We start from the raw sequence: 23,063 nt of genomic DNA on the forward strand, positions 1-23,063 counted from the left end.
ACCGGCGTGCCAGGGAAGGCGCTAAATTGTAGCTACCTATCCGGGCGACGCCCATGACAGCCCGCGGCTATGGAGGGACGAAAGTGGAACTCTTCGGCGACAAACCTGCCGTCGCTGCCGCAGCCCTGACCAGGCTCGTCGCCGCCGAGGCCCGGACTCCTGGAAAGCCGGCCGGCCGCCTCCAGGCGTACCTCAGCGATCTGGTGGTGCGGAACGGGCCCCGCATCGTCGAGCAGCTCGCCATCGAACTGGCACGCCAGCACTTGGCCACCTTGGATTTGCTGGCCAAGGAGACGGGAAAGCCCGCCGCCCGCTACCTTGACGAAGTTGAGCTGGCGGCCGCCATGGATGAGAGCATCGGCCGGGATTCGGCAGACCCCGGCGACGGTTACTGACGCCCGCCGGTGGCCCTTTACGGGCCGGTCGCGTCCCGTCGCCGTGCCGCGAACGCGAACAAGGACGTCGTTGCCACCGTAGCCAGGTACCCCGCGATCACAATCAGCGAGATCCCGGCCCAGAAGTAGTTCGTGGTGCTGGTTTCCTGCCACGGGCTGGGCGCAATCCGGATCAGCGAATAGACGGCCACCCCGGCCGAGGCCAACCCGATCAGCACCGGAAGCGTCAGCCAGATCCGGGCCGAGCCAAGGTGCCGGCCGAACCCGTCCCACTCGTTCCAGGAACCGCGGCGCAGGATCAGCCAGCCCGCAGGGATCATGAAGGCACCCACCAGCAGGAAGGCGGCCACCACGTCCGCGGGCCGGTGCCACTGGTTGATCAACGTGGAGGCGCCGGAGGCAATGGCAAACGAACCACCAATGAAACCGGCCATGGGGCGCCAGCGCGGGGATGCCATCAGGAACACGGCGGCCGCGGCGGAGGCCGCCAGCGTGGTGTGCCCGGACGGCAGGGAGTTGAGCTCAAGGGTCAGCACGCCTTTGTCCGGACGGGCAGGCAGCAGGTCCTTGAGCACCTGCGTGGCTACGTTGGCGCCGATGCACGCCGCCACCGCGATTCCCGCTTCCGCCCAATGCCGCCGGATCACCGTGACGAACAGGACCACGACGGCGGCCATCACCAGGGAGATGGTGGGCAGCCAGTCCAGGAACTGGGTGGCGGCCTTGCCTGCCGGTCCGTGGATGTCCACGGCTTCCACCAACGCGGACTCATCGATGAACTGGCCCGTTGCAGTCTGGACGAAGAAGTAGTACGTGGCAACCAGCCCGGCAATGCAGGCCACAGTGGACAGCACGAACAGGAACGCCGAGCCCGGAGCGGGCCGGGAGGGTGTCCTGGTGGGTAGTCGCTGTGAAGAAGTCATCGCGCTTAAGGGTGACACAAAAAGCTGGATGGCTGCTCAGGGGCCGGTGGCATCCGGCTTAATGGGGTCGAGCCGGGGAACGCTTGCTGCCGCCACCAGCACGGCGAGGACGCCCAGGCCGAACGGCAGAGCCGTGGCCGTTGCGATGCCGCCCACCAGGAGCGGGCCGCCGGCGTCACCCAGTTCGCGGCCGAGTTCGGCCGAGCCCATGGTCCGGCCCATCCGTTCCGGCGGCGTGGTGTCCGCCAGGTGCGCGAAGCCCAGCGGCGTGGCGGCGCCGATCCCGGTCCCGATGCACGCCGCGGCCACGAAAACGGTCACCACGCCCGGGGCAGCCGCAACGAGGGCGACGCCCGCGGCAATCAGCAGCAGGCCGACGGTGGTCCCCCTGTTGTCAGTGACGGCGTTCCGGTCACGCAGCCTGCCGATCCACGGCTGGGTCAGCACCGAGCCCAGCGCCACCACGCTGACCGCGGCCGTGCCGGCGAAGGCGTCCATGCCATGGCGGGCGGCCAGCGCCGGAAGGAAACCGACGGCGGCACCCAGCGCGCCGGTGGACGCGGCCAGCACCAGCGTGGGAACCAGGAACCGACGCTCGCCCACCTGCCGGGCCAGGTCCATCACCGTGTACCGCTTCCGGGGGAGCGGCTCCAGGTCCGCGACGGACACCAGCACCCACAGGGCCGTGAGCGCGGCAAGGACGGAGAGGGCGCCGAACAACAGCGGGAAACCGCCCGCCAGGATCAGCCCCGCACCCAGCGGCGGCCCGATGATGTAGCCCAGGCTCTTCCAGGAGCCATACCGGCCAAAGTAGGTGCCGGCCTTGCCGCCGCGTGCCATCCGGGCCACCATCGCGGACGACGCCGGCGAAAAGGCCGACGCCGCAGCGCCCTGTCCCAGCCGGGCCAGGGCAAGGACCAGGGGATCGGCCGCGCCAAGTCCGATCAGCGACAGCACGGCGAAGGCCAGCAGGCCGCCCACGACGACAGGTTTGGTTCCGATCCGGTCGCTGAGCGCACCGAAGACGGGTTTGAGGAACACCTCGGCAACGTCATACAAGGCCAGGAGGATTCCGAGGTTCAGCAGCGTCAAGCCAATATTTCCGCTTTGCGAGCCCAGCCCGGCCGCGATGCTGTGGGCGCCGAAGGCTGTGACGAATCCCGCTGCGTACAGTGGCGCCGAGGACGAGCGGACGGCCTGGCCTTCAGTGCTCATGATTGGGACTTTAGTACCTTCACAAACTTGTGAAAACTCCGAAGATTAATCCATGAACACTGTCATCCAAACTGTGGGCTTGCATAAAAACTTTGGCAAGGTCCGTGCCCTGGACGGGCTGGACCTTGACGTCCGGGCAGGGGAGATCCATGGCTTCCTGGGGCCCAACGGCGCAGGGAAATCGACCACCCTGCGCATCCTGCTGGGCCTGGCCAAGGCAACATCCGGTTCCGTCACCGTCCTTGGCATGGACCCCTGGACCCAGGCTGTTGAACTCCACCGGCGCCTGGCCTATGTCCCCGGCGACGTCAGGCTGTGGCCCAACCTCTCCGGCGGCGAAACCATCGACCTGCTCTCCCGGCTCCGCTGCGGTACAGCGGATGGTGCGGCGTACCGCCGCAGCAAGGACCGGCTGTGCCAGGCCTTCGACTTTGATCCGGCCAAGAAGGGGCGCGCCTACTCCAAAGGCAACCGGCAGAAGGTGGCCCTGATCGCGGCCCTCGCCACGGACGCCGAGCTTTACCTGCTCGACGAGCCCACGAGCGGCCTCGACCCGCTCATGGAGGAGGTCTTCCGCCGGGAACTGCTCGCCGTCGTCGAACGGGGCGCCACCGTGCTGCTCTCCAGCCACATCCTGACCGAGGTGGAGGTCCTGTGCCACCGGGTAAGCATCATCCGCGCCGGCAGGATTGTGGATGGCGGAACGCTGGACTCCCTGCGCCACTTGACCAGGACCGAAATTTCGTTCGCCGCCGATGGCCTGGACACAGCCTCCCTGGCACGGCTGGGGGCCGTGCATGACCTGACATTCGACGCCGGCCGGGTCAAGTTCAGCGCGGAATCGGACCGGGTGGCGGAGGTGCTGCCCGCCCTGGGCGCCCTGGCGGTGCAGGGGCTGACCATTACGCCGCCGTCGCTCGAGGAACTGTTCCTGCGGCACTACGGCGACCCGGCGGCAGGTGCCGAATCCGGGGCGCGGGACGATGACGGGGACCACCGGCACGGCGCGCGCCGGCACCTGCTGGGCGCCAGGGGACGTGGCTGACATGGCCGTCCTCATGATCCTCTGGGGCCAGCGGTTGCGCCGTGACCGCTGGCAGCTGCTGAGCTGGATCCTGGGAATCGGCGCCTTCGCCCTGTTCGCCGCCTCCGCCGTGACCCAGACGTACGGCAACGCCGCCAGCCGCGCCGAAATTTTGCAGGTGGCCATCGCCACCCCCGCCATCCTGATGCTGCGCGGCCTGCCCCGCGGCGCTGACCAGGGCGCCTTCACGTTCTTCCTGGTCTATGCCTTCCTGGCCCTGCTGGCCGGACTGATGAGCACGTTCCTGGCCGTGCGCCACACCCGTGCCGACGAGGAAACCGGGGGCGCCGAGCTGGTGGCCGCCACCCCCGCGGGCCGGCTCTTGCCCACAATTGCCACCGTCCTGCACGGTGCGGCGGCCAATGTCCTGGCGGCGCTCGCCGTCTTCGCCGGCCTTGCCGCCCAGGGCCTGGACCTGCAGGGGTCCCTCGTTGCGGGTGCGGCCACGGGCGCCGTCGGCCTTGCCTTCCTTGGCGTGGGCATCCTGGTGGCCCAGTTCATAAGCACCTCGCGCGGCGCCAACGGTGTCTCCTCCGCCCTGGTTGTCCTGGCGTACGTGCTGCGCGGGATCGGCGACGCCACCGGAACCCCGCACGCTGACGGAACGTCCATGACCGAAGGCGCCGCCAGCTGGTTCTCGCCCATCGGATGGGGCCAGCAGACGTTCGCCTTCTCCGGCAACCGGGCCTGGCCGTTGCTGCTGCCGCTGGGGCTCGGCGTCGCCTGCCTCGGGGCCGCATGGGTCATCCTGGGCACGCGGGACAGCGGCGCCAGCGTTTGGGGTGCCCGCCCCGGACGCCTCACCGCCCGGCCGGGCCTGCGCAGCCCTGCGGCCCTCGCCCTGCGCCTGCAAGCCAACTCGATCATCGGCTGGGCACTGGGTGGCCTGGCCCTCGGCCTGCTGGCCGGGTCGCTGGGAAAGGCGATTGCCGCCGTCGACACGCCGGACACCAATATCACCGCCGTCCTGAGGTCGATCCTCCAGTCGCAGGGCACTTCCCTGACCCAGCTCATGGTGTCTGTCCTGTTCTCGATGGCAGGGATCCTGGCCGCTGCCTGCGCGCTGCAGGCCGTGATCAGGCTCAGGCAGGAAGAGGCCGCCGGGACCGCGGAACTGCTGCTCGCCGCTCCGGTGGGGCGGATGCGCTGGCTGGCCGGCTACCTGGTGCTCGGTGCCGCAGCAGTGGTCCTGGTTATTGGCCTGACCGCGGTGGGCACGTGGATCACGTTGACCGGTTCCGGTGACCAGGCCATGCCGGCCGATGCACTCTGGCAAACCGCCGTGGCGCAGCTGCCGGCGGCGCTGGTCTACCTCGCCGTGCCCGCCCTGGTGTTCGTCCTGTGGCCCGCCGCGACCATCGGCGTTGGCTGGGCCCTGCTGGGGCTCGGGGTGTTCCTGGGGATCTTCGGCGGCATGCTGGGCCTGGACCAGAGCCTCCGCGACCTCTCCCCGTTTACCCACACGCCGGTCCCGCACGGGAACGCGACCGACTGGAGCGGGGCGTGGTGGATGCTGGCCATCGCCGTCGTCGCCGGCGCGCTTGCCGTCGCGGCGATGCGGCGGCGGGAGGTGGGGGCGGCATGAGCGCCGGGACGGGGGTGGCTGCCGCCCGGGACGCCGGGGTGGCGGCCGCGGCTGCCGAACGGACGGCTGCCGCGTTCGCCGCCGCCGGGTTTCCCAAGATGCCCGCCAGGACGCTCCTGGCCCTGGTGTCATCCGAGCAGGGGAGCCTTACGGCTGCAGAGCTCGCGGAGCGGCTGGGGGCCAGCGCCGCCGCCGTGTCCGGGGCGGTGCGCTACCTGCAGACCGTCGGCTTCGTGCACCGCGTATCGCAGCCCGGCAGCCGCCGCGACCTCTACGCACTGCACGACGACGAGTGGTACGTGGTGTCCATGCGGAACAGTCCCATTTACGAGAAGCTCGCCGAGCTGACGGACGCCACCGCCGAGGCCCTGCCGGAAGGTTCGGCGGCCCGGGCCCGGGTGGCCGAGATGGCCCGCTTCTACCGCTTCCTCAAATCAAGGATGCCGGCCCTGCTGGACGACTGGGAAAAGGAACGGGAGGCGCAGCCGTGACCATCATCGACAACGCGGTGTACGTGAACGGGCTGCGGACCGAGGACCCCGAGGACCTGGACGAGACCTATTTCCTGCTGCGGCAGCGTGAGGGGATGGCATGGATCGGGCTCTACCGGCCGGATGCCGCGGAACTGGAGTCCGTCGGCGAGGAATTCGACCTTAAACCCTTGGCCGTGGAGGACGCGCTCGCCGGGCATCAGCGCGCCAAACTGGAACACTACGGGGAGTGCCTGTTCCTCGTGCTTCGGCCCGCCAAGTACCGTGACGACGTCGAGAAGGTCGACTTTGGCGAGATCCACGTCTTTGTCGGCGAAGAATACGTCGTCACCGTCCGGCACGCCGAGTCCCCGGACCTGGCCCGGGTCAGGCGGCGGATGGAGTCCATGCCGGAATTCCTGGCCCTCGGCCCGGACGCGGTGCTGTACGGCATCCTGGACCAGGTGGTGGACGAATACGAACCCGTCGCCGCCGGGCTGGAAAACGATATCGACGAGATCGAGGACGACCTCTTCGGCGCAGACCCGGACGTATCCCGCCGCATCTACGAACTGTCCCGCCAGGTGATCATGTTCCAGCGCGCCACCAGTCCACTGGCCGGGATCCTGCAGGCCCTGATGTCCGGAACCCCGGACCGCGAGCAGGCATCGGAGCTCCGTGACCACTACCGGGACGTCCTGGACCACGTGCTCCGGCTCAACGAACGCGTGGCGGCCTTCCGCGCCCTGCTGCAGAACGCCCTCGCGGTCAATGCCGCCTTGGTGGCCCAGCGGCAAAACGATGAAATGAAGAACCTGACAGTTTCCAGCTACGCCCAGAACGAGGAGGTCAAAAGGATCTCCTCCTGGGCTGCCATCCTGTTCGCCCCGACGCTCGTGGCATCCATTTACGGCATGAACTTCCGCATCATGCCCGAGCTCGAGTGGGACTACGGCTACCCATATGCCATTGGACTGATGCTGCTCCTCGGGCTCATCCTGTACCTGGCGTTCAAGCACAACAAGTGGATCTAGGTTTTCCACACAGCCGTTGCCGCAGATCCGGGAGGACTCCGGCGCCGGTACAGTGAAACGCATGCCGCGCCACGATGCCCCGATACCCCCGCTGGACGAACTCCTTGCGGGAGCGCACGTGGTCAGCCTGCCCATGCGGGTCAAGTTCCGCGGCATCATGGAACGTGAATCACTGCTGCTCCGCGGCCCGGCCGGGTGGGGCGAGTTCTGCCCGTTCCCGGAGTACGGCGACGCCGAGGCTTCCCGCTGGCTGGCCGCCGCCATTGAAGCGGGCTGGCAGGGCTTCCCGGCGCCGCTGCGCACGTCCGTACCGGTCAACGCCACCGTGCCCGCCGTTCCCGCGGACCGGGTGCCGGAGGTCCTGGCCAGGTTCGGCCGGGTGGACGCGGTCAAGGTTAAGGTCGCCGAGCGCGGACAGTCACTGGACGACGACGCCGCCCGGCTTCACGCCGTCCGGGCGGCCCTGCCCGGGGCCGCCATCCGGGTGGACGCCAACGGCGGCTGGGACGTGCCCGCAGCGGTGGAAGCCCTGACCCGTCTGGCCGCCGTGGGCCTGGAATACGCCGAGCAGCCGGTACCCACCATCGAAGGGCTGGCCGAGGTCCGCTCCCGGCTGCGGGACGCCGGGACGCCGGTACTGATCGCCGCCGACGAGAGCGTGCGGAAGGAAACCGACCCCCTGCGCGTCGCCAGGGCCGGTGCGGCGGACCTGATCGTCGTCAAGGTGGCCCCTCTCGGGGGAGTGCGGCGCGCCCTGGACATCGTGGCGCAGGCTGGACTTCCCGCCGTCGTCAGTTCCGCGCTGGACACCTCGGTGGGGATCCGCGCAGGCCTGGCCCTGGCCGCCGCACTGCCGGACCTGCCCTACGCCTGCGGCCTGGGCACGGTGTCGCTGTTCGAATCCGACGTCACCCTGGACCCCCTGGTGGCCGACGACGGCGCGATCGGCCTCCGCGACGCCGTTCCCGACGCCGGGCTGCTGGAGCGGTTCGCGGCTCCGGCCGAACGCCGGGACTGGTGGCTGGACCGGGTCCGCCGCGTCCACGCCCTCCTCACCGCTCCCTGACACGCCCGCTCACTTTTGGCGGTTTTTCCTGGCACGCCCGCTCACTTCTGGCGGTTTTTCCTGGGACGCCCGCTCACTTCTGGCAACGTCCCTGCAGGTCACGGGCGGTTAACCATAACTTCATCAAATGGACGGTTTCCTGTAGGAACGGGCTGGAAGGGTGGGCGGGCACCCCAGAGACATTCCTTCGGAAGGCTCCCCATGTCTGAAACTGCCCGCAAGTTCACCCTGCTGCCCATGCTCGGCCATACGAAGGGCAAGCGCAGCCCGGTCACATGTGCACTCAAATGCGACAACGCCTGCGCCGGCGAGGTCTGCAACACCAGCTCCAACAGCTACTTCCGCGACATTGCCTCCGCCACCCTGTCCCGCCGTGCCGCCCTGGGCCTGGGCGCCGCCGGTGCGCTCGCCGTCGTCCTCGGTTCCGCGGTGAACTCCGCAGAACCCGCCTCCGCCGCGGGCCTGTCCAAGGCTGCCAAGGAGGGCTTCGGCAAGTCCAAGCTGCAGTTCACCGCCATCAAGCCGGTGGACAAGGCCGTTGATGCCTTCACCGTCCCGGACGGATTCACCTGGCAGCCCATCATCCGCTGGGGTGACCCGCTGTTCAACGATTCCCCGGACTTCGACCTGAACAACCAGACCGCGGCAGCGCAGGCCCGGCAGTTCGGCTACAACAACGACTACACGGACATCGTGGAGATCCCGGACAGCAAGGGCCGCCGCGCGGTGCTGTTCACGAACCACGAGTACACCAACGAGAACATCATGGTTCCCGCCGGCTACGACGCCAAGGAAACCCGCGCCATCGGACGCGCCGCCCATGGCCTGGCCGTGGTGGAACTCGAGCGCAAGAACACCACCAAGCCGTGGTCCTACGTCAAGGGCGCGCCGCTGAACCGCCGCTACCTCTCCGACACCACCTACGAACTGACCGGCCCCGTTGCCGGGTCGGCCCTGGTCAAGACCGTCGCCGACCCCTCCGGCCGCGCCATCAAGGGAACGTTCGGCAACTGCTCCGGCGGCACCACCCCCTGGGGCACCATCCTCTCCGGCGAGGAGAACTTCAACGGCTACTTTGTCTCCGGCGGCACCTCCGCCAGCGACAAGCGCTACGGCCTCACCGCCAAGCCCACCGCCCGCCAGTGGGAGTTGGACGATCCCCGCTTCGATACCCGCAACGCCGGCTACGAAAACGAAACCAACCGGTTCGGCTGGATCGTCGAAGTCGACCCGTTCGACCCCACCTCCACCCCCAAGAAGCGCTCCGCGATGGGCCGCTTCAAGCACGAGGGCGCCAACGTGATCGTGGCCGAATCGGGCCATGTGGTGGCCTACATGGGTGACGACGAGAAGTTCGACTACCTCTACAAGTTCGTCTCGGCCGGGAAATACCGCGAGGGCGACCGCAGGAACAACATGAACCTGCTCTCCGAGGGCGACCTGTATGTCGCCAAGTTCACCGGAAACTCTCCCGCGTCGGAAATCACTGGCACCGGGGCGCTTCCCTCCGACGGCGCGTTCGACGGCACTGGCGAATGGCTGCCCCTTGTGGTCGGCGGCAAGTCCGCCGTCCCCGGCATGTCGGTCGAGGAGGTCCTGGTCTACACCCGCCTGGCCGCGGACAAAGTGGGACCCACCAAGATGGACCGTTGCGAAGACGTCCAGCCCAGCCTGCACACCGGCAAGGTGTACGTCGTCTGCACGAACAACTCGGACCGCGGTACCGGCACCAAGGAAGGCGCCACCGAAGTCAACCCGCGCACGCAGAACCGCGACGGGCACATCGTGGAAATCACCGAAACCGGGGACCAGCCGTCCACGAAGTTCACCTGGACCCTCCTGATGGTCTGCGGCGATCCCGCCCAGGGCGATGTCACCTACTTCTCCGGCTACCCGGTGGACAAGGTTTCGCCCATCTCCTGCCCGGACAACGTGGCCTTCGACTCCGTCGGCAACCTCTGGATCTCCACCGATGGCGCCCCATCCGGGATCGGCTACAACGACGGACTCTTCAAAGTCACCCTGGACGGTGCAGAGCGCGGCAAGGTGGAACAGTTCCTCTCCGTTCCCCGCGACGCCGAAACCTGCGGGCCGGTCATCCACGACGACGAGCGCACCGTCTTCGTCTCCGTTCAGCACCCGGGCGAGGAAGGCACTTTCGAGGCGCCGCATTCCTACTTCCCGGACTATGTCCCGGCAGGTACGACTCCGGCACCCGGCAAGGTGCGTGCGCCCCGTCCCGCAGTGGTCCAGGTGTTCCGCGGCTAACGCCCGCCAACGCCCGCTCATCTTCGACGGGTTTTCCGGTAACGCCCGCTCACCTTCGACGGGTTTCGTGGCAACGCCCGCTCACCTTCGACGGGTTTTCCGGTAACGCCCGCTCACCTTCGACGGGTTTTCCGGTAACGCCCGCTCACCTTTGACGGGATTTCTGGTAACGCCCGCTCACTTTTGCCCTTCTTGGGCGCATAAGGTGAGCGGGCGTTTCCTTTTGAGTTGTCATAGGTGAGCGGGGGTTGGGGGATTGGTTGTCATAGCTGAGCGGGGGTTGGAGGGTGGCAGACTGGTTGGGTGACTTTGCCGAACGAACCCGCACCGGACACCTCCGCCGAAACCGATCCCGGGAACGCCAACGCGCCTGCCGACGCCGCGCCCGGGTTGGGCGCGCTTGCTGCGGCACGGATCGCCGTCGATGTCCTGCTCGACGGCGGCGTGCGGCACGTGGTGGTATCGCCCGGATCCCGGTCGGCCCCCATGGCCTATGCCCTGGCAGAGGCGTCCGCGGCCGGCCGGGTGGAGCTCCTGGTGCGGATCGACGAGCGGTCTGCCGGCTTCACGGCCCTGGGCCTTGCCCTCGCCACCGGAACGCCGGCTGCCGTCCTCACCACGTCCGGGACCGCCGTCGGGAACCTGATGCCGGCGGTGATGGAGGCCAACCACGCCGCCGTGCCGCTGATCGTCCTGTCGGCGGACCGGCCGGAGGAACTGCGCGGGACCGGCGCCAACCAAACCACCGTCCAGCCGGACCTGTTCGGCGAGCAGGTCAGGTTCGCCGCCGACATTCCCGCCGGGACAAGCCCGCAGCGCGCCGTGGAAACCGGGCTGTCAGCGGCCACCGGGGCATTCCCGGACCTGCCGCCGGGGCCGGTCCAGCTCAACCTCGCGTTCCGGGACCCGCTGGTTCCGTCGCCACGTGACGGGTTGCCCGAGGCGGTGGAGCGGCAACGCTACCGGGTGGGTTTCGAGCCGCTGGTCATGAACCTGCCGCCCGCCCCGGAGGACCTGCCCGAGCGGCGCACCGTGGTGCTCGCCGGGCACGACGCCGGGCCTGTCGCCGAGGCCTTCGCCCGCGCCCACAACCTCCCGCTTCTGGCTGAGCCCTCCTCCAACGCCAGGTTCGGACCCAACGCGGTGGGCCCCTACCGGCTGCTGCTGGAGCACTTCGGGCCCGGTTCCATCCAGCCCATAGAGCGGGTGGTGCTGTTCGGCCGGCCCACGCTGTCGCGCCCCGTAGCCTCCCTCCTTGCCCGCGCGGACATTGAATCAGCCCTGTACCAGCCGGTTCCGGTCGCCTGGTACGAACCCGGGCGCCGCACCGAACTGCCGCTGGAAAACCTCGCGGACCTGGCCGACTTCGCCGGCCGCGGGAGCTCCGCCTGGCTGGACACCTGGCTGCTTGCCGGGTCGGCCGCCCAGCACGCGCTGGACCAGGTGGTCTCCGAAGAGTCCGCCGCCACCGGCCCGTCCGTTGCATCCCTGGTGTGGAGGAATGCCCGCGGCCAACTGCTGCTCGGATCCTCCAACGGCATCCGGGACGTTGACCTCGCCGGTTTGCCGGCCCCGGATCCTGCCGCCACGGTTTACGCCAACCGGGGCCTGGCCGGGATCGACGGCACCATTTCCACAGCCACGGGCATCGCGTTGGGCGGGCTGCAGGAAACCACGGTCCTGCTGGGCGACGTGACGTTCCTGCACGACGCCGGCGGCCTCTTCCTCGGCGCAGGCGAGGAACAGCCGGACCTGCGGATCGTCGTCCTCAACGATTCCGGCGGCGCCATCTTCAGCCTGCTGGAGCACGGGGGAGTGGAAGAGGGAGGCCGCTACGCGGACGCCGTCGAACGCCTCTTCGGCACCCCGCACTCGGTGGACATCGCGGCACTTGCCACGGCGTACGGCGTCGGGCATTCACTGGTCAGTACGACGGCGGGACTCGCCGAAGCGCTCGGCCAGCCGGTGCAGGGGCGCAGCATCGTCGAAGTCCGCACGGACCGCCGGCAGCTCAGGCGGCTCCATGCCCGCATCAAGGACGCCGTGTCCGCCGCCGTCGCGGGAGTCCTCGCGGGCCGGTAAGCGCCGCCCCTGCGTCGGTGCCCCTCGACGGGTGAACTGCCCCGTGACGCAAAAATTCCCTGGCGCTGCCGGAATGACGGCAGCGCCAGGGAATGTGCGCATCGAACGGGGAATGCAGGAACGTCAGAGCACGCGGCCCAGGAACTCCTTGGTCCGGGCATGCTGCGGGTTGGCGATGATCTCCCGGGGGTCGCCCGATTCCACCACCACACCGCCGTCCATGAAGGTCAGGGTGTCGCCCACTTCGCGGGCGAAGCCGATCTCGTGGGTCACCACGATCATGGTCATGCCCGACTTTGCCAGGTCCTTCATCACGTTCAGGACATCGCCCACGAGCTCCGGGTCGAGCGCCGAGGTGGGCTCGTCGAAGAGCATGAGTTCCGGGTCCATGGCCAGGGCACGTGCGATGGCAACGCGCTGCTGCTGGCCGCCTGAGAGCTGGGACGGGTAGTGGCCGGAGCGGTCCGCCAGGCCCACCCGGTCCAACAGTTCCAGCGCACGCTTCTGCGCGGCAGCCTTGGACTGGCCCTTGACGTGCACGGGTGCTTCCATCACGTTCTGCAGCGCGGTCTTGTGCGGGAACAGGTTGAACCGCTGGAACACCATGCCGATTTCGCGGCGCTGGGCGGCGATTTCCTTGGTCTTGAGGTCGTGGAGCTTGCCGTTGACCTCGCGGTAGCCAATCAGCTGGCCGCCCACGGAAATCCGCCCGGCGCTGATGGACTCCAGCAGGTTCACGCAGCGCAGCATGGTGGACTTGCCGGAACCCGACGGCCCGATCACCACCGACACTTCGCCTTGCCGCACCGTCATATCGATGCCCCGGAGGACATGGTGGGGCCCGTAGAACTTGTGCAGGCCCTCGATCTTGACCAGCGGCTTTTCTGCTGTGACCGTCATCGTGCACTCTCCTCGGGGAAGTCCGTCTTCATGGACCGCTGGGCGTCGGCACCCGCACCTGCAGCCTTGGCCGCAGCCGGATTCACGGCAGCGGGAGCGAGGTTGTCCACGCCCTTGCCGTAGTACGCCTCGAGGTAGTGCTGGCCCACCATGAGGATGCTGGTGACGAGCAGGTACCAGAACGCGGCAACGATCAGCAGCGGAATCGGTAGGTAGATGCGGTTGGCCAGGGCATTGGTGGCAAAGGTCAGGTCCAGCGTGAACGGGACCGCCAGGACCAGTGAGGTGGTCTTCAGCATGCCGATGGTCTCGTTGCCGGTGGGCGGGACGATGATCCGCATGGCCTGTGGCAGGATGATCCGCCACATGATCTTGCCCTTGGACATGCCGAGCGCCTCCGCGGCCTCCTGCTGGCCCCGGTCCACGGACTTGAGGCCGGCGCGGAAGATTTCCGCCAAGTAGGCCGACTCGTTCAGCCCGAGGCCCAGGATCGCGGGGATCAGGCCTTTGCTGGGATCGGAGAGTGCATAGCTGAACAGTTCAGGACCAAACGGGATCCCCAGCGTGAAGGCCGGGTAGAGAACCGTAACAAGGCCCCAGAACACCAGCTGCGTGTAGACCGGGGTTCCGCGGAAGAACCACACCCAGACCCAACTGGACCAGCGGAAGACCGGGTTCTCGGACTGCCGCATGACTGCCAGCAGGATGGCCAGGACGATGGCCAGGACCATCGATGCCACCGTTAGAAGGAGCGTCCACCCCACGCCCTGGACAACCTTGACGTCCAGGATGTAGGTGCCCACAACGTCCCAGCGGAAGTTGGAGTTGGTGAACAGGCTCTGCACGAGCCCGGCCACCAGGAGGAGGATGATCGCGGCGCTGATCCACCGGCCGGGGTGGCGCACCGGCACTGACTTATTCAGGACCGGTGCGTCCCCTTGTTGATGGTGTTCCATGTGCACGCCTGACTTGTCGTCGGTAACGCGAAAACTCAAGACTTAACCGCCGGGTTGACCTCGGACTTGGTGATGGCGCCCTCGGCGTTGCCCCAGCCTTCCAGGATCTTCTTGTAGGAGCCGTCTGCCATCAGCTTGGTGACGGCCTTCTGGATGACGTCAGCCCAGGCGGTGTCGGCCTTGGCCACGGCGATGCCCTGCGGCGCCGAGTCGTAGACGTCGCCCAGCTTCTCCAGCTGGCCGTTGGTCTGGGTGAGGGCGTAGCCGATGATGGGGGAGTCGGCCGCCATGGCGTCGATGCTGCCGTTCACCAGGCGCGTGGTGACGTCGGTCTGGTTCTTCAGGGTGACGATGTCAATGGGCTTCTTGCCGTCGGCCGCACACTTCTTGTTGCGGTCGGCAAGGTCCGGGTCTTCCTGCACGGTGCCGGTCTGTACGCCGATGGACTTGCCGCAGACGTCGTCCAGCGAGAACTTCTTGGGGTTGCCCTTTTGTACCGCCCAGGCGGTGCCGGCGTTGAAGTAGCTGACCATGTTCACGGCCCCCAGGCGTTCCGGGTTGATGGTGAACGAGGAGATGCCCAGATCGTACTTGGGGCCGAGGGCCGGGAGGATGCCGGTGAACTCGGCAGTCTGGACCTGGACCTTGAGGCCCAGGGTGGCGCCGATGGCCTTGGCGATATCCACGTCGTAGCCCACGGGAGTCTGGCCGTCCGGACCGAGGAATTCGGCGGGGGCGTAGCTGGTGTCAGAACCAACGGTGATGGTGCCCTTGGACTTGATGGCGTCCGGGACCATGGCGGCCAGGGCGTCATCCTTCTTGACGGTGGTGGGATCAAAGCTGGCGCTGGCGCTGCCTGACGAGGTAGCCGCGCTGGAAGGACCCGTTTCCGAGGCATTGGTGCATGCTGAGAGGGCCAGGGCGCTGATGGCGATCATAGTGGCGGCGGTCAGCTTGGAGGTGCCCAGGAGGGTACGGGGAGTCTGCATTTCTTACCTTTTGTTGCAGGGGCTATGAGGTACTAACGCGGCTTATAGTGTAACGCTCAACAAGAGAGGTACGTCACACGCAACTAAGTTTCACTATTGGATAACTGTAGCGGGGGCAAAATCAAGCCTTCCAGAGCAGGACTTGTCTGTCATCCCAGACTCGGGGCCCAGACTCGGGGCCGCCGGAAACTAGCTGTTGATGCCCAGGGACTCCAGCATCGGCCGGAATTTAGCCCAGGTTTCAGCCAATTCGGCCTCCGGCAAAGAGCCGTCAACAATTCCGCACCCGGCATACAGCCTGACGGTGTCGGGTGACTCGATGACTGCGCCGCGCAGCGCGATGCCCCATTCGCCGTTACCCGCGGCGTCCAGCCAGCCCACCGGCCCGGCATACGGTCCACGGTCCAGGTGCTCCAGCTTGCGGATCAGCTCGCCCGCCACGAGGGTGGGCGTCCCGCAGACGGCAGCGGTGGGGTGCAGTGCGTTGATCAGGGCCAGGCACGTGGGGACGTGCCCTTCCACCTCGGTGAGCTCCGCCTTGACGTCGGAGGCCAGGTGCCAGACATTGGGCAGTTCCAGGATGAACGGCTCGTCGTGGGCATTCATCGCCTCGGAGAAGGGCGCCAGCTGCTTGGTCAGCGACTGGATGGCGATCTCGTGCTCATGGCGCTGCTTTTCCGAACCCGCCAGCACCCGGGTGGCGTAATCCATGGGCGCGCCGTCCTCACCGTGGGCGTCCCGCCGGTCAAGGGTGCCGGCGAGCACCCGGGCCTGGGCGGTGCGTCCTTCCACCTGGATCAGCATCTCCGGTGTGGCGCCCACCAGGCCATCTACCCCGTAGGTCCAGCATTCGCGGTACCTGGCGGCGAGCTCACGCAATACATCGGCGGCATGTACGCCGGAAGGAATGGTTGCCACCACATCCCGCGCCAGCACCAGCTTCTCCAGCGCTCCGGTACGGATCTCGGCGACACCGGCGGCCACAGCGTCCATCCAGGCTTCCTCGCTGAGGGACCCGGTGTGCAGTGTTGCGCCGGCGGCCAGGGGGAGGGGACGCACGACGGCGCCGCGGCCTTTGCCGGGCACGCCGCCCTGGGGAGCGTCCCCGGCGGAGTCCGCCGTCGTGGTGCCCTTAGCGTCCGGGTTTCCGGCGGCAGCACTGCCGAGCCAGCGGTCCAGTGCCGCAACCGCCGTCTCTTCGGTGAGCGGGCCGTCGTCGAACGTTAACTGGGTGAGCCACACCTGGTTGTCCCGGACGCCCACCACGATCTCCGGCACGATCAGCCGCGACTCGTGCCGCGAGGTCTTCGAGAAGGCGAAGGAACCGAAAGCGACAGGGCCGGTGCCGGGCAGCTCCACCCCATCCGTGACGTCCGCCTCAAGGACCAGGTGCCGCCACCAGATATCCGCTTCCAGGAACCGGTCCGGACCCGTGGCGGTGAAGCGTGAAATTTCGCCAAACCCGGCCAGCCCGGCTTCGCGGCGGGTCCAGCACAGGACGTCGTCCCGGACCAGAAACGAAGGCAGCCCCCCGGGGAATGTTTTGCCATCCAGGGGGACTGTCAGGGTGCGGAACGTGCTCGTCATGATGAGACAACACTACTCCCGCGTAGGCCGGGGCCATCTCCGGGTGCAGGGAGGGGCAAAAAGGAGATGGAGGCGCTGGTCCGGACCGCCGCGAACATTTGAGACAATGTCATGGTGAACCGAGCATCCTTGGATAAGCGTCCGGACGAAGTAGCCACGATGTTTGACGACGTCGCACCGAAATACGACGTCGTCAACGATGTCCTTTCCATGGGACAGACCCGCCGCTGGCGGAAGATCGTGGTGGACGCGATGGAAGTCTCCAAGGGCCAGCGCGTCCTTGACCTGGCGGCCGGCACGGGCACGTCCAGCGAACCATATGCCGACGCCGGCATAGACGTGGTGGCCTGCGACTTCTCCCTGGGCATGCTCAAGGTGGGCAAGCGCCGCCGCCCGGACATCGACTTCATCGCCGGTGACGCCACCAACCTGCCGTTCGCTGACAACACGTTTGATGCCACCACCATCTCGTTCGGCCTGCGCAATGTGAACGAGCCCAAGAAGGCGCTGGCCGAGATGCTGCGCGTCACCAAGCCCGGCGGCCGCCTGGTCATCGCCGAGTTCTCCCAGCCCGTGGTCCCGCTGTGGCGCACCATGTACACCGAATACCTGATGCGTGCCCTGCCGGCCATCGCCGTCAAGGTCGCCTCCAACCCGGATGCCTATGTCTACCTGGCCGAGTCCATCCGCGCCTGGCCGGACCAGGACCACCTGGCAGCCTGGCTGCAGGACAGCGGCTGGGAAAAGGTCACCTACCGCAACCTCACCGGTGGAATCGTGGCCGTGCACCGGGCCTTCAAACCCGCCGGCGCACCCGAGGGTGCCGCGGCCGCCATCGCCGCGCACAAAGGCCCGGTGGCCAAGCTGCGCCGCAACATCGTCCGCTGACCTGTGAAGGTACTGATTGTCGGCGCAGGTCCGGCCGGGTCCACCGCCGCGTACTACCTCGCCAAGGCCGGCCTTGAGGTCACGGTCCTGGAAAAGACGCAGTTCCCGCGCGAGAAGGTTTGCGGGGACGGCCTCACGCCCCGCGCCGTCCGCGAAATCCAGAAGCTCGGCCTGCCGCACCCCGAGAATGACGGCTGGCGGAGGAACAAGGGCCTGCGCCTGATCGCCGGTGGCCGCACCATCGAGCTGCCCTGGCCTGAGGTGTCCGACTTCCCGCAGTACGGCCTGATCCGCACCCGCCTAGGCTTTGACGAGGAACTGGCGCGGCACGCTGAGGCTGCCGGTGCCACCATCCTTGAGCGGCACAGCGTCACCGATGCCCTCCGGAACGACGCCGGCCGCGTCACCGGGGTCCGCGCAGCGCTCCTTGACGGGAACGGACGCAAGACCGGCGACACGCGTGACTTTGCTGCCGACGTCGTCCTCGCAGCCGACGGCAACTCCACCCGCACGGCCGTGTCCCTCGGAATCCAAAAACGCGACGACCGGCCCTTGGGCGTGGCCGTCCGCACCTATTTCACGTCGCCGCGCACCGACGACGACTGGATGGAAGGCTGGCTGGAGCTCCCCGGCCGCGACGGCAAGCTGCTGCCCGGCTACGGCTGGGTGTTCGGCGTGGGCGACGGCACCTCCAACGTGGGCCTGGGCATCCTGAACTCCTCCAAGGAATTCGGCAAACTGGACTACAAGCAGGTCCTGCGCGAATGGACCGCCGGGATGCCCGCCGACTGGGGCTTCACACCGGAAAACCAGGTGGGGGAGATCCGCGGCGCCGCGCTGCCCATGGGCTTCAACCGCACACCCCACTACTCTCCGGGCCTGCTCCTGCTGGGCGACGCCGGCGGCATGGTGTCCCCGTTCAACGGTGAGGGTATCTCCTACGCGATGGAGTCGGCACGATTTGCGGCCGAGTTCATCATCGACGCCTCCTCGCGTTCGGCTGCCTTGAGCGGAACGTACGACGCCGACGCACACCTGTCGCGGTACGCGGACTACGTGCGCGGCCAGTGGGGTTCGCACTTCACCCTCGGCCGGGCCTTCGCCGCATTGATCGGGAAGCCGGCCGTGATGAAGCTCGCCCTGCGGACCGGCATGCCCATCCCCGTCCTGATGCGGTTCGTGGTCCGGCTCCTGGCCAACCTCACGGACCCGTCAGCCAAGGGCTTCGAGGACCGGGTGATCCGCGTCCTGGAATCGCTGGTTCCGGCCACGTCCAATACCCCGTCAGCTTCGAATCAGCGGTATCCGCAACAAAAAGTTAGGGTTAACCCGTGACCAAATCCGCAGACCACAGCTGGACGCACGCCGGGCACGGCCTGCCGGACTCCGAACCCAGCCTCAATACCACCGCTATTGCCACGGGACTCCAGCTGCCGGCCGGTTTTGCCGCCATTGCGGAGGATGCCGAGCTTGGCCCGGCCATCACCAACAACCTGGCCAAGGTGGAGAAGAAGCTCCGGGAGGCGATCGCCAACTCGGACCCCCTGGCCGATGCCACGTCCCGCCACCTGGTGGAAGCCGGGGGCAAGCGCATCCGACCGCTGCTGACCCTGCTGTGCGCCCACCTCGGCGACGCATCCCTGCCCGCCGTGGTGCAGGCCGCCGTCGTGGTTGAACTGACGCACCTGGCCACCCTCTACCACGACGACGTCATGGACTCCGCCCCGTTCCGCCGCGGCGCTCCCACAGCCCACGAAGTCTGGGGCAACTCCGTGGCCGTCCTCACCGGCGACCTGATCTTCGCCCGGGCATCCATCCTGGTGTCCGAACTGGGCGGCCGCGCGCTGGGAATCCAGGCCCGCACGTTTGAGCGCCTGTGCCTGGGCCAGTTGCACGAGACCGTGGGCCCGCGTCCGGACGAGGACCCGGTGGAGCACTACCTGTCCGTGATCGCGGACAAGACGGGTTCCCTGGTGGCGGCCTCGGGCCAGTTCGGTGCCATCTTCTCCGGCGCCGACGAGGCATTCGAGGACATCCTGGTGGAATACGGCGAGAAGGTGGGCGTTGCCTTCCAGCTGGCCGACGACGTCATCGACGTCACCGGTGTCAAGGTCAAGTCCGGCAAGTCACCCGGAACGGACCTCCGCGAAGGGGTCCCCACCCTGCCGGTGCTGCTCCTGCGCAAGGCTGCCGCCGACGGCGACCAGTCCGCCGTCGAGCTCCTGACGCTGATAGACGGCGACCTGACCTCGGACGAAGCCCTGGCCGCCGCCGTCGCCGGGTTGCGGGAGCACCCCGTCACGGCCGAGTCCTGGGTAGTGGCACGCCGCTGGGCCGACGAAGCCATCGCCGCCCTCGCGCCGCTGCCGGACGGGGTGGTCAAGGAGTCGCTGTCCAACTTTGCGCTCGCCGTGGTGGACCGCGCCAGCTGACCTTCTGCGGGAGCCCGGCGCCTCTGGTCCAGCCAGCAGGTGCCGGGCTTCTTTTTTATGTGGCGTTAACGGGATAGCCCCGGTCCTCAACAACCGAAGCTGCTGTGAACCGGGGCTATCTCTCCGTTCGCATCAGACCCGCCGGAGGCGTTTAGCGGATCCGTGAATAGCTTATGACAGCTTTGTCACAATGCGCAAGTCTTCTGTAACTGCCTGTGTCAAAAAGTTTTTCCGCTGAGTCTGCCCGCCTTTCAGCGCCGGCGGGTGACCAACCCGGGCATGTTGCAGTGGCGCGCCGGGACGGCAGCCGGAACGTGAGGAGTTTCAGCGCCGCGGGTTACCCACATAGCGCGAATCAGGCTCCCCGGCGGGGGCAGCCGTCCGCTGTGCTGACCTCATGGATGTTTGTCACTTCCTTCGCAATGCCGGTTCTGTGGCCCGCACGGCAACAATCCTCAAGGCCGGGTTTTCCGACCGGGACATCCGCAACGCGGCGGCATCCGGTGAACTCTGCCGCCTGAGGCACGGGGTGCTGGCCCTCCGGGAAGCCCCTCAGGACTTTGTGGCCGCGGTGCGGCAAGGCGTGACGACCTTGCCGTACCTGCATCAACGGCTGCCGGGAAACCGGAATGGAACCGCGCGCCAAGTCCTGGACCTTGTCGACGGCAGCGCGGATTCGCCACTTGAAGTGGTGGCCCGCATCCTCTTTCGTGCGGCGGGAATCCATACCCAAACCCAGGTCGGGTTGCCCGGAATCGGCTACGTCGACTTCCTGCTGGAGGGGTTCCTGATCGTCGAGATCGACGGCGCCAGCCACCTGGAGCCGCGACAGGTGAAGAAAGACCGCTCACGGAACAATGCCAGCACCCTCAGCGGCTATGCGGTGTTGCGATACGGGTACGCGGACGTCGTCCACAACCCGCAGAAGGTGCTTGCCGAGGTCTGGCAGGTGCTCAGGGGCAGGGTCATCCGCTGAAATTCACCAACTTTCAACCGCAAAGCCGGGGACTCGCGGGCAAAACCGGGGAACACGCCGTCGGCACCCCTCAAAGGCGGGGATATTCAGCGAAGGCCGGCCCAGCAGGGGAGCGGGGAGCCCCTACTCTTCCTCTTCGTCGTCCTCGAAAGCCCACTCGAACATGTCGAACACGAACTCGGAGAAGGTGCCTTCCTCGGACTTCCACTGGCCGCGGGCGTTGTTGCGGCGGTAGACAATGGGGTCCGGGACGCCGAGGTCGCCCACGCGGAAGCCCCAGGTGAACTGTTCCTCTTCGTCTTCGAGGAACATCAGGAAGCCCTCGTCATCGACCTCGAGCTCTTCCGGGTCCCAGAAGTAGTGGTAGGCCTCCATCAGGTCTTCGCAGCCGCCCAGGGCAAGGTAGAACTCGCGCAGGACCAGCGGGATCTCGAACTGGTGCTCGGCGAGGGCGCTGTCCAGTTCCTCCGGGGTCAGGCCATCTGCTTCCTGCCATTCATCCTCGAGATACTTCGGAACAAGCGCGCGGAACTTCTCGAGGAACATGTCAGTCATGCTCATATCCTAGCCAATGCCGGACCCTCCAAAATGACACGGAGCAGCCACTACAGCCCCGTATCGCCAGCCCGCCGGTGCCACCCGCGGACAGCAAGCGGCGCCTGCCACGACCGCCGCCAGGCCAGGACCCGGAACGTGAAAACCAATGCCGCGATGGCCGCCGCCGTCAGCACGTTGAAGACGCCCAGCACCCACAACACGGCGGTCAGGGACGAACCCAGGAACGCCGGCAGCGCGTAAATGTCCTTGGGGTTGAAGAGTTCCGGCACCTCGTTGGCGGTGATGTCGCGCAACAGGCCGCCGCCTACCGCCGTCGTCACGCCCAGCAGCACGGACGCCACCGGGTTCAGCCCGGTGGCCAGGGCCTTGAGGGTGCCGGTCATGCAGAACAGGGCCAGGCCGGCGGCGTCAAAGAGGACCAGCAGCGACGTGTAGCGCTGGACGCTGGAGAACAGGAAATACACGAGCGCCGTGGCGAAGACCGGCGGGAACAGGTAGGCGGGGTTGGTGAATGCTGCCGGGACCACGGCGATGATGATGTCCCGGATGACACCGCCGCCAAGGCCCACCAGCGAAGCCAGCAGCAGGGAGCCGACAATGTCGATCTGCTTCCGTGCCGCAAGCAATGACCCCGATACGGCAAAGAAAAACACGCCCAGAAGGTCCAGCCATACCGGGGAGTTGTCAAAGGCGAATGTCATGGGGCGTCCCGGTATTTCAAAGAGGGCGGACAGGGCGGCTCCAACGTTACGCTAGCCCCTATGAACAGCCCCATCATGATCGCCTGCGCCCATGGGACGTCCAACACACAGGGAGCCGCGGAGGTCAACGCGCTGCGCGCCGCCATCGCTGAACTCCGGCCGGGCCTGGAGGTCAGGGAAGCATATGTTGACGTCCAGCAGCCGGACCTGGTGGACGTGGTGGCCGGCCTGCCGGAGGGGGAGTCCGCGGTGGTGGTCCCGCTGCTGCTGAGTGTCGGGTACCACGTGAAGGTGGACATTGCGCGGGCCGTGAAGAGCCGCCCCGGCAGCGCCGCCGCCGCTCCGCTAGGCCCGGACCCCCGGCTTGCCGCCCTGCTGGACCAGCGGCTGCGTGAGGCGGGCACCACGGACAACGACGTCGTCGTCCTCGCCGCGGCGGGCTCGTCCAATCCCAACGCCGCCGTCAGCGTCGAGGAGCTGCTGGGCCAGCTCCGGGAGCTCCGGTCCAACCGGATCGTGGCCGCGTACGGCGCCTCGGCCAAGCCTTCGGTGCCCGACGCCGTCGCCATGCTTCGGGAGGAGCTGGCAGGAGGTGCGGGCGCGGGGGAGTCCGCAGGAGCGGTCGACGTCGGCGGCCGGGTGGTGATTGCCTCCTACCTGCTGGCGCCGGGCTTCTTCCACGACCAGCTCGCGAAGGCGGGTGCCGACGTCGTCACCGAACCCCTGCTGCCATCCGCGACGCTCGCGGACATCGCGCTGGACAGGTACGACGCCGCCGTCGCGGCGATGCACGCAACCCGCTCCGAACCTGCCCCGGAAGCCGCGCCCGCAGCGCCGACGGCGGGAGTGCCCGGGGCGCCCGCCGATGCACAGCAGGGTGGCATCTTCAAGGCCGTTCGGCGTTTCGTGACGAAATATTTCCCTAGGTGACTCAGCATTTCCGGACCTTTGTGA

At 67.6% G+C, this 23,063-nt stretch carries 21 protein-coding genes; 13 read left to right on the plus strand and 8 right to left on the minus strand.

Going from position 1 to position 23,063, the window contains the following annotated elements:
• Positions 1 to 53 precede the first annotated feature (53 nt).
• Positions 54 to 395, plus strand: coding sequence for a hypothetical protein (locus AC4EEO_RS04170; protein WP_491339965.1), 342 nt, complete (start codon positions 54 to 56; stop codon positions 393 to 395).
• Between the two features lie 17 nt (positions 396 to 412).
• On the opposite strand, the gene AC4EEO_RS04175 is transcribed toward AC4EEO_RS04170, so the two are convergent.
• Together AC4EEO_RS04175 and AC4EEO_RS04180 are read right to left on the minus strand one after the other, a co-directional pair.
• A complete protein-coding gene (locus AC4EEO_RS04175; RefSeq protein ID WP_491339966.1) occupies positions 413 to 1,318 on the minus strand; it encodes a phosphatase PAP2 family protein in 906 nt (301 codons plus the stop codon).
• Positions 1,319 to 1,354: 36 nt separating this feature from the next.
• A complete protein-coding gene (locus AC4EEO_RS04180) occupies positions 1,355 to 2,533 on the minus strand; it encodes an MFS transporter (protein WP_491339967.1) in 1,179 nt (392 codons plus the stop codon).
• 52 nt (positions 2,534 to 2,585) lie between these two features.
• Here AC4EEO_RS04180 and AC4EEO_RS04185 point away from each other — a divergent pair, with 52 nt between their 5' ends.
• From AC4EEO_RS04185 to menD, 7 genes are all read left to right on the plus strand, one after another.
• Positions 2,586 to 3,578 (plus strand): ABC transporter ATP-binding protein, encoded by a 993-nt coding sequence (locus AC4EEO_RS04185; RefSeq protein WP_491339968.1) that lies wholly within the window; start codon positions 2,586 to 2,588, stop codon positions 3,576 to 3,578.
• The gene (locus AC4EEO_RS04190) at positions 3,517 to 5,202 is read left to right on the plus strand and encodes an ABC transporter permease (protein ID WP_133830398.1); all 1,686 of its coding nucleotides are present in this window, start codon (positions 3,517 to 3,519) and stop codon (positions 5,200 to 5,202) included. Before AC4EEO_RS04185 ends, AC4EEO_RS04190 begins: the two co-directional genes overlap by 62 nt.
• On the plus strand, positions 5,199 to 5,693 hold the full coding sequence (locus tag AC4EEO_RS04195) for a GbsR/MarR family transcriptional regulator (protein WP_461840409.1): 495 nt from the start codon (positions 5,199 to 5,201) through the stop codon (positions 5,691 to 5,693). Before AC4EEO_RS04190 ends, AC4EEO_RS04195 begins: the two co-directional genes overlap by 4 nt.
• Positions 5,690 to 6,706, plus strand: coding sequence for a magnesium/cobalt transporter CorA (gene corA / locus AC4EEO_RS04200; RefSeq protein WP_491339969.1), 1,017 nt, complete (start codon positions 5,690 to 5,692; stop codon positions 6,704 to 6,706). Before AC4EEO_RS04195 ends, corA begins: the two co-directional genes overlap by 4 nt.
• 61 nt (positions 6,707 to 6,767) lie before the next feature.
• Positions 6,768 to 7,772 carry an o-succinylbenzoate synthase gene (locus AC4EEO_RS04205; RefSeq protein ID WP_491339970.1) on the plus strand — a complete coding sequence of 335 codons (1,005 nt, stop codon included), beginning with the start codon at positions 6,768 to 6,770 and terminating at the stop codon, positions 7,770 to 7,772.
• Positions 7,773 to 7,973: 201 nt separating this feature from the next.
• Entirely contained in the window at positions 7,974 to 10,040 is a 2,067-nt protein-coding gene (locus AC4EEO_RS04210) for a PhoX family protein (protein ID WP_491339971.1), read from the plus strand.
• Between the two features lie 309 nt (positions 10,041 to 10,349).
• On the plus strand, positions 10,350 to 12,122 hold the full coding sequence (gene menD, locus AC4EEO_RS04215; RefSeq protein ID WP_491340393.1) for a 2-succinyl-5-enolpyruvyl-6-hydroxy-3-cyclohexene-1-carboxylic-acid synthase: 1,773 nt from the start codon (positions 10,350 to 10,352) through the stop codon (positions 12,120 to 12,122).
• 123 nt (positions 12,123 to 12,245) lie between these two features.
• On the opposite strand, the gene AC4EEO_RS04220 is transcribed toward menD, so the two are convergent.
• The 4 genes from AC4EEO_RS04220 to AC4EEO_RS04235 form a co-directional block, all read right to left on the minus strand.
• On the minus strand, positions 12,246 to 13,022 hold the full coding sequence (locus tag AC4EEO_RS04220; protein ID WP_018760587.1) for an amino acid ABC transporter ATP-binding protein: 777 nt from the start codon (positions 13,020 to 13,022) through the stop codon (positions 12,246 to 12,248).
• Positions 13,019 to 13,978 carry an amino acid ABC transporter permease gene (locus AC4EEO_RS04225; protein ID WP_018760586.1) on the minus strand — a complete coding sequence of 320 codons (960 nt, stop codon included), beginning with the start codon at positions 13,976 to 13,978 and terminating at the stop codon, positions 13,019 to 13,021. The genes AC4EEO_RS04220 and AC4EEO_RS04225 overlap by 4 nt, the downstream gene beginning before the upstream one ends.
• Before the next feature lie 35 nt (positions 13,979 to 14,013).
• On the minus strand, positions 14,014 to 14,967 hold the full coding sequence (locus tag AC4EEO_RS04230) for an ABC transporter substrate-binding protein (protein ID WP_109044286.1): 954 nt from the start codon (positions 14,965 to 14,967) through the stop codon (positions 14,014 to 14,016).
• Between the two features lie 189 nt (positions 14,968 to 15,156).
• Positions 15,157 to 16,554 carry an isochorismate synthase gene (locus AC4EEO_RS04235; protein ID WP_491339972.1) on the minus strand — a complete coding sequence of 466 codons (1,398 nt, stop codon included), beginning with the start codon at positions 16,552 to 16,554 and terminating at the stop codon, positions 15,157 to 15,159.
• Positions 16,555 to 16,668: 114 nt separating this feature from the next.
• On the opposite strand from AC4EEO_RS04235, the gene AC4EEO_RS04240 reads away from it, so the two are divergent.
• The 4 genes from AC4EEO_RS04240 (at position 16,669) to AC4EEO_RS04255 (ending at position 20,850) form a co-directional block, all read left to right on the plus strand.
• Complete coding sequence (locus AC4EEO_RS04240; protein WP_231369820.1) at positions 16,669 to 17,442, plus strand: demethylmenaquinone methyltransferase; 774 nt, start codon at positions 16,669 to 16,671, stop codon at positions 17,440 to 17,442.
• A gap of 3 nt (positions 17,443 to 17,445) precedes the next feature.
• Positions 17,446 to 18,777: a geranylgeranyl reductase family protein gene (locus tag AC4EEO_RS04245; RefSeq protein ID WP_491339973.1), complete on the plus strand. Its 1,332-nt coding sequence runs from the start codon at positions 17,446 to 17,448 to the stop codon at positions 18,775 to 18,777.
• Complete coding sequence (locus AC4EEO_RS04250) at positions 18,774 to 19,874, plus strand: polyprenyl synthetase family protein (protein ID WP_018760581.1); 1,101 nt, start codon at positions 18,774 to 18,776, stop codon at positions 19,872 to 19,874. Before AC4EEO_RS04245 ends, AC4EEO_RS04250 begins: the two co-directional genes overlap by 4 nt.
• A gap of 433 nt (positions 19,875 to 20,307) precedes the next feature.
• The gene (locus AC4EEO_RS04255; RefSeq protein WP_491339974.1) at positions 20,308 to 20,850 is read left to right on the plus strand and encodes an endonuclease domain-containing protein; all 543 of its coding nucleotides are present in this window, start codon (positions 20,308 to 20,310) and stop codon (positions 20,848 to 20,850) included.
• Between the two features lie 123 nt (positions 20,851 to 20,973).
• Here the strand turns inward: AC4EEO_RS04255 and AC4EEO_RS04260 are convergent, their stop codons facing one another.
• Positions 20,974 to 21,405 (minus strand): hypothetical protein, encoded by a 432-nt coding sequence (locus AC4EEO_RS04260; RefSeq protein WP_018760579.1) that lies wholly within the window; start codon positions 21,403 to 21,405, stop codon positions 20,974 to 20,976.
• A 50-nt stretch (positions 21,406 to 21,455) separates the two neighbouring features.
• Positions 21,456 to 22,109 carry a trimeric intracellular cation channel family protein gene (locus AC4EEO_RS04265; protein WP_018760578.1) on the minus strand — a complete coding sequence of 218 codons (654 nt, stop codon included), beginning with the start codon at positions 22,107 to 22,109 and terminating at the stop codon, positions 21,456 to 21,458.
• A gap of 60 nt (positions 22,110 to 22,169) precedes the next feature.
• Between AC4EEO_RS04265 and AC4EEO_RS04270 the strand changes: the two genes are divergently transcribed.
• Positions 22,170 to 23,039: a sirohydrochlorin chelatase gene (locus tag AC4EEO_RS04270; RefSeq protein WP_491339975.1), complete on the plus strand. Its 870-nt coding sequence runs from the start codon at positions 22,170 to 22,172 to the stop codon at positions 23,037 to 23,039.
• The last annotated feature ends 24 nt before the right edge of the window (positions 23,040 to 23,063 follow it).

It is taken from the genome of Pseudarthrobacter sp. MOO13 (assembly GCF_058267655.1).

Excerpts from the sequence above, each read along its gene's own strand:
- AC4EEO_RS04205 (WP_491339970.1), top strand. The coding sequence starts at position 6,768 with ATGCCGCGCCACGATGCCCCGATACCCCCGCTGGACGAACTCCTTGCG.
- AC4EEO_RS04235 (WP_491339972.1), bottom strand. The coding sequence starts at position 16,554 with ATGACGAGCACGTTCCGCACCCTGACAGTCCCCCTGGATGGCAAAACA.
- AC4EEO_RS04270 (WP_491339975.1), top strand. The coding sequence starts at position 22,170 with ATGAACAGCCCCATCATGATCGCCTGCGCCCATGGGACGTCCAACACA.
- AC4EEO_RS04225 (WP_018760586.1), bottom strand. The coding sequence starts at position 13,978 with ATGGAACACCATCAACAAGGGGACGCACCGGTCCTGAATAAGTCAGTG.
- AC4EEO_RS04180 (WP_491339967.1), bottom strand. The coding sequence starts at position 2,533 with ATGAGCACTGAAGGCCAGGCCGTCCGCTCGTCCTCGGCGCCACTGTAC.
- AC4EEO_RS04195 (WP_461840409.1), top strand. The coding sequence starts at position 5,199 with ATGAGCGCCGGGACGGGGGTGGCTGCCGCCCGGGACGCCGGGGTGGCG.
- AC4EEO_RS04220 (WP_018760587.1), bottom strand. The coding sequence starts at position 13,022 with ATGACGGTCACAGCAGAAAAGCCGCTGGTCAAGATCGAGGGCCTGCAC.
- AC4EEO_RS04175 (WP_491339966.1), bottom strand. The coding sequence starts at position 1,318 with ATGACTTCTTCACAGCGACTACCCACCAGGACACCCTCCCGGCCCGCT.
- AC4EEO_RS04230 (WP_109044286.1), bottom strand. The coding sequence starts at position 14,967 with ATGCAGACTCCCCGTACCCTCCTGGGCACCTCCAAGCTGACCGCCGCC.
- AC4EEO_RS04190 (WP_133830398.1), top strand. The coding sequence starts at position 3,517 with ATGACGGGGACCACCGGCACGGCGCGCGCCGGCACCTGCTGGGCGCCA.
- AC4EEO_RS04185 (WP_491339968.1), top strand. The coding sequence starts at position 2,586 with ATGAACACTGTCATCCAAACTGTGGGCTTGCATAAAAACTTTGGCAAG.
- AC4EEO_RS04210 (WP_491339971.1), top strand. The coding sequence starts at position 7,974 with ATGTCTGAAACTGCCCGCAAGTTCACCCTGCTGCCCATGCTCGGCCAT.
- AC4EEO_RS04260 (WP_018760579.1), bottom strand. The coding sequence starts at position 21,405 with ATGACTGACATGTTCCTCGAGAAGTTCCGCGCGCTTGTTCCGAAGTAT.
- AC4EEO_RS04265 (WP_018760578.1), bottom strand. The coding sequence starts at position 22,109 with ATGACATTCGCCTTTGACAACTCCCCGGTATGGCTGGACCTTCTGGGC.
- AC4EEO_RS04170 (WP_491339965.1), top strand. The coding sequence starts at position 54 with ATGACAGCCCGCGGCTATGGAGGGACGAAAGTGGAACTCTTCGGCGAC.